The organism is Sphingobium sp. IP1 (assembly GCF_002708645.1).
Lineage (GTDB): Bacteria > Pseudomonadota > Alphaproteobacteria > Sphingomonadales > Sphingomonadaceae > Sphingobium > Sphingobium yanoikuyae.
Map to the genome: position 1 here is coordinate 61,457 of NZ_NOIW01000024.1, position 12,134 is coordinate 73,590.

Sequence of the window (12,134 nt, forward strand, 5' to 3'; positions counted from 1 at the left end):
GAACTGCCTACTCGCTTTCCTGCGCCAAGTCGAACCCTGACGTCATGCAGGGCGGCGCCAAATCTTCAATCAGGGAAACGGCGCGGGTGAAACGACTGTCCCAATCCCCGCCGACCGAAGCCCAGTTAACGCCGTTGTCGATCAGCACGTTCCGGCTGATATCGGCAAATCGCGCCCGCACCGGATCGTCGCCATAGATGCGCGTGCCATCGTTTATCCAAGCGACATCGGGTTCCATCAGCAGATAGAGGTCGGCCTTCGGGTAGGCGAGCAGCGCGTCGGGCGCATGGCCGATCATCATCTCGGCCCAGGCCGCCGTCATCAGCGCGTCGGTGTCGGCAAACAGGCGACGGTTCGCCAGCCGCCGGCCGGCGGCAATCGTCGCGGACTGGGCCGCGCCGATCAGCAGCAGGTCGGCCTCGTCCATATCGACACTGTGAACTTCAGCCTGGGCGCGGCCATATTCGGGCACCCAGATCGTGTCGAAATGCCGGGCGAGCCGTTCGGCCAGTACCGACTTGCCGGTGCTTTCGACGCCATGCAGCACGATCGTCCGGGTGAAATGCGCGCGGACCGGCGGCGCGATCCAGCGCCACTGGCCCCAGGGGTCGGCACGCACGGCGCTGGCGGACAGGCCGCCCAGTCCGTCCTGGTCCGCGCCCAGGATGCGGGCGCCCAGCGGCACGAAGCGGCCGCCCACTTCCTGCGCGAGCCGCAGCCCACAGGCTTCGCCCGCAAACAGCAAGTCAATCGGCTCGGGATGAGCCTGTGCCACGATGGCGCGCCAGATCGGCCAGAAGTCGGCGGAGTCTTCAGGCGCCTGCGGCACGACGGCGTCATGGCCGATGACCCGGCATCCCGGCGCCAGTTCGCGCATCCATTGCAGCCGCAGCAGGCCGGGGATCGGATCGTCCGGCAGCCAGCAGACCAGGATGGTGAGGTCGTCCACCATCGCCCGGGCGCTGTCGATCAGCATCTGGTGCCCCGCATGAGGCGGCATGAACTTGCCGAGCAGGAAGCCGCGGGTCATGCCGGTGCCCGGTCCATCGTGCGGCGCCAGGCGATCAGCCCCCATAGCGCGATGAAGAAGAAGATGGCGTAGAGGATCGACGTCGCGATCAGGCCGCGGCTCCAGAACAGGCCGGTGGCAAGGGCGTCGACCGCCACCCACAGCATCCAGCTTTCGACCTTGCGCTGCGACTGCAATATCTGTGCGGCGACGCTCATGCCGGCAATCATGGCGTCGGCGAAGGGCGCGGCGGCATCGGTGAAGCGGGCCATGCCCATGCCCCAGGCCAGGCTGGCGAGCGCCGTGCCCCCGATCCAGGCGAGACGGGCCGGCGTGCCGAGGCGGACCACCGCTATGCCGCCATCGGCGACCTTCTCGCTATGCAGCCAGTTCCACCAGCCATAGGCGTTGATCACCAGGAAGAAGATCTGCAGCAGCGCGTCGCTGTAGAGCTTCGCTTCGAAGAAGACGAAGAAATAAAGCGCGACCATGGCGATGCCGAACGGATAGTTCCACAGCGAACGGCGCGCCACCAGCACGACATTGATCAGGCCGAGCGCCGCTGCGACCCATTCGATGATGGTCATGAACCGCCCGTCAGTGGCAGGCGCTGCAGGTGCCGCGCACCTCGATCACCGGACGCACCGGCGCGAAGCCGGCCTTTTCCGCCACCGACCGCAGCGATCCGGTGATGGGATCATTGTCGATATGCGTCACCTGGCCGCAACTGTCGCAGACCAGGAAGATGCAGTCATGATGGCAACCGGGATGCGCGTTGGCGATATAGGCGTTCGCGCTTTCCACCCGCATCGCGATATTGTTCGCCACGAACAGGTCGAGGATGCGGTAGACGCTGTTGGGTGCGACCCGCTTGCCGCGCGCCTTGGACACGGTGTCGGCGATATCATAGGCCGATGCCGGCTTTTCCTCGGCCGCCAGCGCGTCGAAGATGGCCGCGCGCATCGGCGTCCACTGCTCATCCTTCGCCTCCAGCGTAGCCTGCGCCGCGTCGGCCAGCTTCTTGCCGGTGGGTTCCTGATGATGATGGTGCGAATGATCTGCCATGGCGATTATCTAGGCGTGTCCAACTGCGGCGGCAAGTGGCTGGCTCAGCCGCGCTGCCAATAGGCAAGCGCCGCCCAGAGCCAGCCGCCGATCATCATCGCGCCGCCGATCGGCGTCAGCGCGCGCAGCCCAGTGCCATGGCATAGAGGCTGACGGCAAAGATCGCCGCGCCGATCAGCAGCAACAGGGCGCCGCCGCGCGTGATGCCCATGATCGTCAGGACGGCGACGGCATGGATGAGCTGATAGAGGCCCCCGGTGCGCAGCCACTCCGCCGCCTGCGGGCTGGCGGCGCCATGGGCGCCGAATGCACCGGCAGCAATGGCAAGCGCTGCCGACAGGGCGGCCAGAATGGCGATCATGCTTCTTCTCCATCTCCGCGCGCGCGCAGGCGCATGCCCCGGCCGGGGCGGTACATCAGATCCTTGGCCGCCAGCAGATTGCCATGCTCGATCTGCAGGGCGAGGCGCTGGCCGTCATTCTCGCGATATTGGCGCTCGACTTCCTCGACCTCTTCGGGCGGCACGCCCAGCGTCTGCATCGCCTGGACGCCCATGCAGATGGCCGATTCGAACACTTCCCGCACCACGCCGGCCAGTTCGATATCCTGCATCGCCAGGATCTGGCGACGATCGAACACGCGCGCCATCAGCGCGGCCTGGGGGAAAGCCTCGGCAATGGGTTGTAGCACGCGTCCATCCAGCGAGGGATCGTCGATGCAGAAGGCGATCAGCCGGGCTTCGTCGGCACCGGCGCGGCGGAGCAGGTCGATCCGCGTGCCGTCGCCATAATAGACCTTCATGTCGAAGCGGCTCGACACCTCGATCTGGGCAGGCTTCTTGTCGATCAGCACCACGCCGAAGCCATGGCCCATCAGCATCTGGGCCACGGTCTGGCCGAACCGGCCATAGCCCACGATGATGGCGCTGCCGCGCGGCGCATCCTCCGGCCCCGGCAGGTCGTCGCGATCCTTGGGCTGGGCGAATTCGAAGCGGCGGGCAAACAGCATCAGGAAGGGCGTGGTCGCCATGGAGAAGGTGACGATCGCGCTGAACAGGCTCGCCGCCTGCGGTGCGATCAGATAGGCATTCTGCGCCTGGGCGAAGAGGACGAAGCCGAATTCACCGCCTTGGGAGAGTAGCAGGCCGGCGCTCAGCGCCTGTTGCCAGGCCATGCCGAACAGCCGGGCGAGCAGGGCGATGATCGCGGTCTTGGCGGCCACCAGCATCGCCGCCATGCCGATGACGAACAGGGGATTGGCGGCGACGGCGCGCAGGTCCAGCACCATGCCGACGGCCAGGAAGAAGAGGCCGAGCAGGATGGAGCGGAACGGCTCGACGTCGGATTCGATTTCGTGGCGATAGGGCGAGTCGGCCAGCATCACGCCCGCGACGAAGGCGCCAAGCGCGGTCGAGAGATGCAGGCTGTGCATCACAGATGCGGCGGCCAGCACGGTGAACAGGCCGACTGCAACGAACAGTTCGCGCTCGCCCTGCCGACCGACCAGATTGAGCAACGGTCGCAGGATGAAGCGGCCGGCCAGCACCAGCCCGGCGATCGCGGCGACGGTATAGCCGGCCAGCACCCATCCGGGCGGGCCGCCCGCGTCGGCCGGATTGCGGGACAGGGCGGCAACGATGGTAATCAGCGGAACGATCGAGAGATCCTGGAACAGCAGGATCGAGAAGACCTTCTCGCCAAAGGGCGAGTTGATGCGGCCGCTGGATTTGAGGCTCGGCAGCACCTGCGCGGTCGAGGAGAGGGCGAGCGGCAGGCCGAGTGCGATCGCCGCGCCCCAGGTGAAGCCGGTCGAATAGAAGATGATGGCGATGAGGGCGAGGCCGCACAGCACGACCTGCGCCAGGCCGAGCGCGAAGATGTCGCGCTTCAGTCGCCACAGGCGCGCGGGATGGAGTTCAAGGCCGACGAGAAAGAGCAGCAGGACGATGCCGATTTCTGCAATCGCTAGCTTTGATTCCGCGCCACCGACCAGACCAAGCCCCTGCGGGCCGACGAGGGCGCCGGCGACCAGATAGCCCAGCACCGCACCCAGGCCGAAGCGGCGGAACAGCAGGACGAAGGCGACGGCGACGCCGAGCAGGATCACGCCTTCGGACAGGAGGACGTCGGTGGCCGACATGGCGGTTTCGGCAACCGGCATCAGGCGTCCGCCATCCGCGCGGCTTCGGCGATCGCTTCGAAACCGAGCCGGATCGAGGGATGGCGCGCAGGATAGCCGCGGGCCGGCGCCAGCACGGCAAGACCGGGCCAGAAATCCAGATCCTCGCTCTCGCCCGCCAGATAGGCGGCCAGCTTGTCGCGTGCCTCTGCCAGTTCGTCAGCGGTCAGGCCGATCGCCTGCGCCGCCATCAATGCGGCGGACGCCTGGCCCAGCGCGCAGGCCTTCACGTCCAGGCCCATTTCGGCAAGCCTGCCGTCGGCCATGCGGACATCGGCGGTGATGCGCGAGCCGCAGGTCGGTGACCGCTTCTCCACGCTGGCTTGCGGATCGGCCAGCCGCTGGTGGTGCGGGATGCTCGCGGCGAGGCGAAGAATGTCGTTATTGTAGAGGGATGCGCTCATTGTCCCTCCATGTAGGACAGTTATCGCCGCGGGAGAAGGCGGCAAAATGGCCTAGGGGCCGCGATAGCGCAGCGCGTCGACCAATATGCTGAAGGCAGCGGCCGGCTGGCGCCGACTGGGATAATAGAGATGATAGCCGGCAAAGGGCGGGCACCAGTCCTCCAGCACCGGGATCAGCCGGCCTTCGTCGATATCCGCACGCACCTGATCCTCCATTACGAAGGCGAGGCCGAAGCCGGCGAGGGCGGCGCGGCGGATCATCTCGATGCTGTTGAAGGCCAGTTGCCCCTCCACCCGCACCCGGATTTCATGGCCGTCCTTTTCCAGTTCCCAGGCATAAAGGCCGCCGGCGCTGCGCAGGCGCAGATTGATGCAGTCATGCGCGGCCAGATCCTGCGGCGTGCGCGGCACCGGGCGGCTGGCGAAATAGGCGGGCGCGCCGACCACGATCATGCGCAGGTCCGGGCCGATGCGCACGGCCACCATATCCTTGGCGATCGCCTCGCCCAGTCGCACGCCGGCGTCGAACCGTTCCTTGACGATGTCGACAAAGCCGGAATCGATGCTCAATTCGACATGGATGTCGGGATAGCGCGGCAAGAGCCGTTGCAATGCTGGCCAGACGACCGTGTTGCTGGCATGTTCGGCGGCGGTGATGCGGATGGTGCCGGCCGGCCGTTCGCGCAGATCGCCGAGCGAGGCGAGTTCGGTCGCGATGCTGTCGAGCGCCGGGCGCAAGGTGGCGGACAGGCGATCACCGGCCTCGGTCAGGGAGACGCTGCGGGTGGTGCGGGTGAGCAGGCGGACGCCAAGCCGCGTTTCCAGCCGCCTGATGGTATGGCTGAGCGCGGACTGCGACGTGCCGAGCAGCGCGGCCGCTCGGGTGAAATTGCCGGTGTCGGCGACCATCAGGAAGGCGTTGAGGTCGACCAGCTCTTCGCGCCGCATTCATGAACTCCAGATATAAAGTCTTGCCGCTTTTATGATCTAATCCGCGGCTTGGCGACAGCCTATCTTCCGTTCGGACATCAAATCGGAGTGACCGCTATGGAAAAGCGACTTTTGGGCAAGAGCGGGCTGGAGGTTTCGGCCATCGGCCTGGGCTGCATGGGCCTCAACTTCGGCTATGGCACCGCCGTCAGCCAGGATGAAGGGATCAGATTGATCCGTGCGGCTGTCGACTTCGGTGTCACCTTCTTCGACACGGCGGAGGTCTATGGCCCCTATACCAACGAGGAAGTGGTCGGCGCCGCGCTGGCGCCGGTACGCGACCAGGTGGTGATCGCCACCAAGTTCGGCTTCGACATCGGCGCCGGTCTTGGCGCGCTCAACAGCCGGCCGGACAATATCCGCGCGGTGGCAGACGCCTCGCTCAAGCGGCTGGGCGTCGAGGTGATCGATCTTTTTTATCAGCATCGCGTCGATCCGGCCGTGCCGATCGAGGATGTGGCAGGTGCGGTCAAGGATTTGATCGCCGCGGGCAAGGTCAGGCATTTCGGCCTGTCGGAACCGTCGGCCGCGACGGTCCGCCGTGCCCATGCGGTGCAGCCGGTCGCCGCGCTCCAGAATGAATATTCGCTCTGGACCCGCGGCCCGGAAACCAACGGCATCCTTGAAACCTGCGAGGAACTGGGCATCGGCTTCGTGCCCTACAGCCCGCTCGGCAAGAGCTTCCTGACCGGCGCGATCGGCAAGGATACGGCGCTGGCCGAAGGCGATTTCCGCAACAGCCTGCCGCGCTTTGCCGCAGAAGCGCGAGAGAAGAACCTGGCGCTGGTCGATCTGCTCAAGGGCATTGCGGCCGAGAAGGATGCGACCCCGGCGCAGATTGCGATCGCCTGGCTGCTGGCGCAGAAGCCCTGGATCGTGCCCATCCCCGGGACCACCAAGCTCCATCGGCTGGAGGAAAATCTGGGCGCGGCCAAGGTCGAATTGAGTGATGCCGACCTGACTCGGATCCGCGCGGCGGCCGATGCCATCCCGGTGGAGGGCGAGCGCTACCCGCCGCATCTGCTCGAAATCGTCGGGCGCTAACTACGGATGGGCCGGGGTGTTTCCCCGGCCCATTGCACGTTGGTCCCTGTCCGCCTATCGCCGCCGCGAACGGCCGGAACGAAAGGACAGCGCGGCGATGCACATTTTGGTCGATGCCGACGCCTGCCCGGTGAAGGAGGAAATCTACAAGGTCGCCTTCCGCCATGATGTGCCGGTCACCATCGTCAGCAACAGCCCGATCCGCATTCCGGCGCATGAGTTGATCGGCCGCGTGGTGGTGAGCGACGGGTTCGACGCCGCCGACGACTGGATCGCCGAACGCGCCGGTGCCGATACGCTGTGCATCACCGCCGACATCCTGCTCGCCGATCGTTGCCTCAAGGCTGGGGCCGGGGTGATCGCACCCAATGGCAAGCCCTTCACCAGCGCTTCGATCGGCAGCGCGATCGCGGTGCGGGCGATCATGGCGGACCTGCGCGCCGGCGCGGTCGGCGATCCGGTCGGCGGGCCGCCGCCCTTCTCCAAGACCGATCGATCCCGCTTCCTGTCCGCGCTGGACGAGGCGATCATGCGGATGAAGCGGGGGCGGTGATGGGCGATTATGACGCGATAATCCTGGGCGCGGGCGCCGCCGGCATGATGTGTGCGGCGACCGCCGGCCAACGCGGCCGCAGGGTGCTGCTGGCCGACCATGCCGACGCGCCGGGCAAGAAGATCCTGATCTCCGGCGGCGGGCGCTGCAATTTCACCAATATCCATACCGCTGCCGATCGCTATCTGTCGGCCAATCCCCATTTCGCCAAATCGGCGCTGGGCCGCTACACGCCGCAGGATTTCCTGACTCTGATCGGCCGCTATGGCATTGCCTGGCATGAAAAGACGCTGGGCCAGCTCTTCTGCGACGGATCGGCGAAGCAGGTCGTGGCGATGCTGGAAGAGGAATGCACGGCCGGCGGCGTGACCATGGCGCTGGGCCAGTCTGTGACGGATATCAGCCATGGCGCTGGCCTGTTCCGCGTCAAACTGGGCGATCGCATCGTGTCGGCGCCGTCTTTGGTACTGGCGACCGGTGGCCCGTCCATCCCGAAATTGGGCGCTACCGGATTCGCCTATGAGGTCGCGCGCCAGTTCGATCTCAAGGTGGTGCAGCCCCGGCCGGCGCTGGTGCCCTTCACCCTGGGGCCGGACGACGCGCTGTTCCAGTCGCTGTCGGGCGTCTCGGCCGAGGTCGAGGTGCGCTGGAACAAGACCCGGTTCCGCGAGGCGGCGCTGTTCACCCATCGCGGCCTTTCCGGCCCGGCGATGCTGCAGATTTCCTCCTATTGGGAACATCGCACGCCAATCCACGTCAATTTCCTGCCCGATCTCGGCGTGGACTGGTTGCTGGCCGAGAAGCGCAACCGCCCGCGCACCGGCTTGCGGCGCGTGCTGGTCGAGCGCTTCCCCGAGCGCATGGCCGACGCCCTGCTCGAACGGATCGGTGCGCAGGGCGACCTTGGCAATCTGCCCGACAAGACCCTGCGCCAGATTGGCGAGCGGCTGGCGGGCTGGTCCTTCATACCGTCCGGCACCGAAGGCTATGCCAAGGCGGAGGTCACGGTTGGCGGCATCGCCACCGCCGGCCTGTCATCGCGGACGATGGAAGCCGCCAAGGTGCCAGGGCTTTATGCCATTGGCGAGGCGGTCGACGTCACTGGCTGGCTGGGCGGCTATAATTTCCAATGGGCCTGGGCCAGCGGCTGGGCGGCCGGCCAGGGGCTCTAGGCACGCCCCACGGTTTGCGCCTGCGCGGCCGCAATGCTGGCCTGAAGATGCTGGCGGCGGAAGGGCTTGGAAAGGCGCGGAATATCCGGTGCGATCAGGTCGACGCCTTCATAGCCGGATATGATGAGCAACGCGATTTCGGGATGGTCGACGCGCAGCCGCAGCGCCAGTTCGGCGCCGGTCATGCCGGGCATGATATGGTCGGTGACGACGATGTCGGGCCGGAAATCGGCGGCGATCATGCTGAGCCCCAGTTCGGCATTGTCGATGTCGACCACGTCATAGCCAAGGTCGGTCAGCATTTCCCGCGTGCCATGGCGGACCAGGGCATTGTCGTCGATCAGCAACACCTTGCCTTGCGTTGCTGCGATCTCGCCGCCATCGCCATCCGCCACTACGGCCGCCGGCTTCAGTTTCTCGATCGGCAGCCAGAGCTGGATTTCCGTGCCCTGGCCCACTTCGCTGACGATTTCCAGCGCGCCGCCCAACTGGCCGGCCAGACCATGGGCCATCGATAGCCCAAGGCCGGTGCCATGACCGACCGGCTTGGTCGTGAAGAAGGGCTCTGTCGCGGACGCCTTGACCGCCGGGGTCATGCCGATGCCGGTGTCGGTGATGCGCAGGCAGACAAATTGGCCGGGGATCAGCGGCACGGGAAGGCGGCTCTTGCACCGTTCGGCGGAAATGATGACCTGCCCGCCGTTCGGCATGGCGTCGCGCGCGTTGACCACCAGGTTGAGGATGGCCAGTTCCAGCTGATGTCGATCGGCGCGCACCGGCGGCACATCCGGCGCGGCGTCGACATGGAGAATGATCTGCGGGCCGACCGTGCTGACCAGCAAGGTCTGCATATTCTCCAGCGTCTCGGAAAGATTGACCGATGTTGGTTGCAACGGTTGGCGACGGCCAAAGGCCAGCAGCCGCTTGACCAGCGTCTGCGCGGTTTCCGCCGCCTGCATCGCGATATTGGCGGTGCGGGCGACCGCTTCGGCGGATCGGCCGCCAGCGATGATCTGGTCCAGCCCGCCGATGATCGGCGTCAGCAGATTGTTGAAGTCGTGCGCGACATGCCCGGTCAACTGGCCCAGCACGTCCATCTTCTGGATTTGCCGCAGCTTGTCCTGCGCGCTTTCCAGTTCGCTCGTACGCTCGCGCACGCGCTGGTCCAGATGATCGTTCAGGGACTCGAGCGCGCCGAAGAGCCGGCCATTTTCGAGCGCGGTAGAGGCTGCCCGTGCCAACGCTTCGAGCAGCGAAATCTCGTTGTCGGTCGGCATGGCCGGCTCGGACCAATATGCGCCCACGGCGGCGATCGGATCGACCCGGCCGATCGGCACCATGATCATGCTGCGGACGAAGGTCTGACTATAGGCGTCCACCGGCACCCGGACATCGTCGAATATATCGGCGATCACCGCGGTTTCCTGGTTCATCATCGCCCAGCCGGACACGCAGGTCTCGGCTGGAAAGCGTTGCCCGGCCCATAAAGGCGCCTTGGCATCTTCCGCGATATAATAGCATTTTTCGCCTTCGCGCAGGACGATCGCGATACCGTCTGCGCCGACGGCGCGGCGGGCAAAGGCGCGCAGGACGCTGACAACTGCATCCAGGGAGCGCGCGCCGGCCAGAGCCTCCATGGCCTCGGCGGCTATGGTCCAGCGGGCCGCCAGCGCCTTCTGCGTCGAATGGTCTTCCCGGCCAAATGCTCCATTCATCGTGTGACCTCTGAAGTGGAAGGGAATCGCACTATATCATCGATCGGATGGGCAGGGGAAATGGAGATTTGTCAGTAGGTTAAGACTAGGTATGATTACATAATATACGCAATTTTACGGCCTGTTCGCGCGGGCGCGAAGCCATGAAATGCGGGTCATCGAAATCGCCGTCATGGTTGTGGCGGTTCATTCTCCTGCGGTTGGGTCGGCGCGGTCCGCGGTGGGGGCACGCCCTGCGGCGGCAGCGGCAAGGGCTGGTCGGACGGAATGCGAAGCTGGTTGCCATCAATGGTGACGGTCATTCCGCCCTGATCCATGCCGACGCCGACATTGCCGATGCCGGTTTCGACGCTGACATTGGCGATGGCATTGACCAGATCGGGATCCTGCTCTTCCTCGGGCACCTTCTCGACCGGCTCGTTGATCGCGCCAGCCATGAAATTGCGCCAAATACGTGCTGGCACACCGCCGCCGGCCGCGCCGCCGGGCAGCGGGGCGTTATCGTCATTGCCGATCCACACCGCCGTCACCAGTCCGCCGGCATAGCCGACGAAAATCGCGTCGCGACTATCCTGGGTCGTGCCGGTCTTGCCAAAGGTGCTGGTGCGCAGCGCCGCGGCGCTGCCGGTGCCGCGATTGGCGGCGGACGACAGGAGGTCGCGGATCATTTCGAGCTGGTCGTCGCTGAAATGGCGCTGGCGCTTCATCAGCCGGTCGAACCAGCCCTGTTCCTCGGGCGGCAGGCCATGGGCGAGGACCGGATAGGCGCCGGCCGCCACCGACGCATAGGCCTCGGCCAGTTCCACCAGCGGGATTTCCGACGTGCCGAGCGCGAGGCTGAGATCCTCGGTCAGCGGCGCGGTAACGCCCAGATCGCGGGCAACCTTGATGACATTGTCGACGCCGACCTTCTGGGTCAGGCGCACCGCCGCCACATTGCTCGACGCGGCAAAGGCCTGACGCAGCGTGATGCGGCCGCGATATTTGCCGCCATGATTGGCCGGGCGATAGGTGCCGGTGGTGATCGGCGTATCCTCGATCATGTCGTCGGGCGTCATGCCGGCGCGGAAGGCGGCGAGATAGACGAACAGCTTGAAGGTGGAGCCGGGCTGGCGTTTCGCCTGCACGGCGCGGTTGAAGCTGCTCTTCTCGTAATTCTTGCCGCCGATCATGGCGACGACGCTGCCGTCCGGCTTCATCGCCACCAGCGCCACCTGTGCCCCGCCCAGCGGCGCGCGCCGGATCGCGGCTTCGGCGAGGCGCTGGATGCGCCAGTCGAGCGTCGTCTTCACCTCCTGCGCGCCATAGACGGCGCCGGCGCGGTCGCGCGCTTCGGGCAGCACCCAGTCGGCAAAATAGGTGCCGCTGGTGGCATCCGGCGACTCGCGGACATCAAGGCGGGCCGGGGCGAGCTGATCGCGCTGGGCCTTGCTGATATAGCCGGCCTCGACCATCGCCTGCGTCACCAGTGCGGCGCGGGCACGCGCACCCTTCAGGTTGCTGGTCGGCGCGAGGCGCGAGGGCGCCTTCAGCAGGCCGGCCAGCATCGCGGCCTGAGGAATGGTCAGCCGTTCGGGCTGGCGATCGAAATAATGGAGCGAGGCGGCGCGCAGGCCATAGACATTGTCGCCGAAATAGACGTTCGAGAGGTAGCGTTCGAGGATCTGGTCCTTGGTCAGCCAGGCCTCCAGCCAGAAGGCGATCAACGCTTCGCGCGCCTTGCGGCCCATGGTCCGGTCGCTCGACAGGAACACGCCCTTGGCCAGCTGCTGGGTGATGGTGCTGCCGCCCTGCGACGATCCATCGGACCAGATATTGTGCCACATGGCGCGGGCGATGCCGCGCGGATCGACGCCCCAATGGTCATAGAAGCGGCGATCCTCGATCGCCATGAAGGCCTGGGGGACATGGGCGGGCAGCTTGGCCACCTCCACCGGCTTGTCGATGATGGCGCCGCGCCGGGCGACCAGATGCCCGTCGGCCGACATCAGGCTGATGCTGGGC

At 66.1% G+C, this 12,134-nt stretch carries 11 protein-coding genes and 1 pseudogene; 3 read left to right on the forward strand and 9 right to left on the reverse strand.

Annotated elements, in window-relative coordinates; genetic code table 11:
- Nucleotides 1-7: 7 nt before the first annotated feature.
- From CG471_RS10945 to CG471_RS10975, 7 genes and pseudogenes are all read right to left on the reverse strand, one after another.
- Nucleotides 8-1,030 carry an AAA family ATPase gene (locus CG471_RS10945; protein ID WP_099231894.1) on the reverse strand — a complete coding sequence of 341 codons (1,023 nt, stop codon included), beginning with the start codon at nucleotides 1,028-1,030 and terminating at the stop codon, nucleotides 8-10.
- The gene (gene pnuC, locus CG471_RS10950) at nucleotides 1,027-1,596 is read right to left on the reverse strand and encodes a nicotinamide riboside transporter PnuC (RefSeq protein ID WP_099231895.1); all 570 of its coding nucleotides are present in this window, start codon (nucleotides 1,594-1,596) and stop codon (nucleotides 1,027-1,029) included. Before pnuC ends, CG471_RS10945 begins: the two co-directional genes overlap by 4 nt.
- A gap of 10 nt (nucleotides 1,597-1,606) precedes the next feature.
- Nucleotides 1,607-2,074 carry a Fur family transcriptional regulator gene (locus tag CG471_RS10955; protein WP_017499240.1) on the reverse strand — a complete coding sequence of 156 codons (468 nt, stop codon included), beginning with the start codon at nucleotides 2,072-2,074 and terminating at the stop codon, nucleotides 1,607-1,609.
- A 44-nt stretch (nucleotides 2,075-2,118) separates the two neighbouring features.
- Nucleotides 2,119-2,435, reverse strand: a pseudogene (locus CG471_RS10960) (DUF423 domain-containing protein).
- Nucleotides 2,432-4,234, reverse strand: coding sequence for a cation:proton antiporter (locus tag CG471_RS10965; protein ID WP_004212381.1), 1,803 nt, complete (start codon nucleotides 4,232-4,234; stop codon nucleotides 2,432-2,434). The pseudogene CG471_RS10960 and the gene CG471_RS10965 overlap by 4 nt, the downstream one beginning before the upstream one ends.
- Nucleotides 4,234-4,656 (reverse strand): iron-sulfur cluster assembly scaffold protein, encoded by a 423-nt coding sequence (locus CG471_RS10970; protein ID WP_099231896.1) that lies wholly within the window; start codon nucleotides 4,654-4,656, stop codon nucleotides 4,234-4,236. Before CG471_RS10970 ends, CG471_RS10965 begins: the two co-directional genes overlap by 1 nt.
- 51 nt (nucleotides 4,657-4,707) lie before the next feature.
- Nucleotides 4,708-5,604: a LysR family transcriptional regulator gene (locus CG471_RS10975; RefSeq protein WP_004212385.1), complete on the reverse strand. Its 897-nt coding sequence runs from the start codon at nucleotides 5,602-5,604 to the stop codon at nucleotides 4,708-4,710.
- Nucleotides 5,605-5,703: 99 nt separating this feature from the next.
- On the opposite strand from CG471_RS10975, the gene CG471_RS10980 reads away from it, so the two are divergent.
- The 3 genes from CG471_RS10980 (at nucleotide 5,704) to CG471_RS10990 (ending at nucleotide 8,415) form a co-directional block, all read left to right on the forward strand.
- Complete coding sequence (locus tag CG471_RS10980; protein WP_099231897.1) at nucleotides 5,704-6,690, forward strand: aldo/keto reductase; 987 nt, start codon at nucleotides 5,704-5,706, stop codon at nucleotides 6,688-6,690.
- Nucleotides 6,691-6,787: 97 nt separating this feature from the next.
- The gene (locus tag CG471_RS10985; RefSeq protein ID WP_099231903.1) at nucleotides 6,788-7,243 is read left to right on the forward strand and encodes a YaiI/YqxD family protein; all 456 of its coding nucleotides are present in this window, start codon (nucleotides 6,788-6,790) and stop codon (nucleotides 7,241-7,243) included.
- Nucleotides 7,243-8,415: an NAD(P)/FAD-dependent oxidoreductase gene (locus CG471_RS10990; RefSeq protein WP_099231898.1), complete on the forward strand. Its 1,173-nt coding sequence runs from the start codon at nucleotides 7,243-7,245 to the stop codon at nucleotides 8,413-8,415. Before CG471_RS10985 ends, CG471_RS10990 begins: the two co-directional genes overlap by 1 nt.
- On the opposite strand, the gene CG471_RS10995 is transcribed toward CG471_RS10990, so the two are convergent.
- Both CG471_RS10995 and CG471_RS11000 read right to left on the reverse strand, forming a co-directional pair.
- Nucleotides 8,412-10,130, reverse strand: coding sequence for an ATP-binding protein (locus CG471_RS10995; RefSeq protein WP_099231899.1), 1,719 nt, complete (start codon nucleotides 10,128-10,130; stop codon nucleotides 8,412-8,414). The genes CG471_RS10990 and CG471_RS10995 overlap by 4 nt on opposite strands.
- A 170-nt stretch (nucleotides 10,131-10,300) precedes the next feature.
- Nucleotides 10,301-12,134 (reverse strand): transglycosylase domain-containing protein (locus CG471_RS11000; protein ID WP_099231904.1); only part of this gene is annotated, 1,834 nt, incomplete at its 5' end.

What these genes read in the sequence shown, in the direction of transcription:
- CG471_RS10970 (WP_099231896.1), bottom strand. Translation starts at nt 4,656, where the DNA reads ATGAGCGCATCCCTCTACAATAACGACATTCTTCGCCTCGCCGCGAGC.
- CG471_RS10995 (WP_099231899.1), bottom strand. Translation starts at nt 10,130, where the DNA reads ATGAATGGAGCATTTGGCCGGGAAGACCATTCGACGCAGAAGGCGCTG.
- CG471_RS10980 (WP_099231897.1), top strand. Translation starts at nt 5,704, where the DNA reads ATGGAAAAGCGACTTTTGGGCAAGAGCGGGCTGGAGGTTTCGGCCATC.
- CG471_RS10975 (WP_004212385.1), bottom strand. Translation starts at nt 5,604, where the DNA reads ATGCGGCGCGAAGAGCTGGTCGACCTCAACGCCTTCCTGATGGTCGCC.
- CG471_RS10955 (WP_017499240.1), bottom strand. Translation starts at nt 2,074, where the DNA reads ATGGCAGATCATTCGCACCATCATCATCAGGAACCCACCGGCAAGAAG.
- CG471_RS10990 (WP_099231898.1), top strand. Translation starts at nt 7,243, where the DNA reads ATGGGCGATTATGACGCGATAATCCTGGGCGCGGGCGCCGCCGGCATG.
- CG471_RS10965 (WP_004212381.1), bottom strand. Translation starts at nt 4,234, where the DNA reads ATGCCGGTTGCCGAAACCGCCATGTCGGCCACCGACGTCCTCCTGTCC.
- CG471_RS10945 (WP_099231894.1), bottom strand. Translation starts at nt 1,030, where the DNA reads ATGACCCGCGGCTTCCTGCTCGGCAAGTTCATGCCGCCTCATGCGGGG.
- CG471_RS10985 (WP_099231903.1), top strand. Translation starts at nt 6,788, where the DNA reads ATGCACATTTTGGTCGATGCCGACGCCTGCCCGGTGAAGGAGGAAATC.
- pnuC (WP_099231895.1), bottom strand. Translation starts at nt 1,596, where the DNA reads ATGACCATCATCGAATGGGTCGCAGCGGCGCTCGGCCTGATCAATGTC.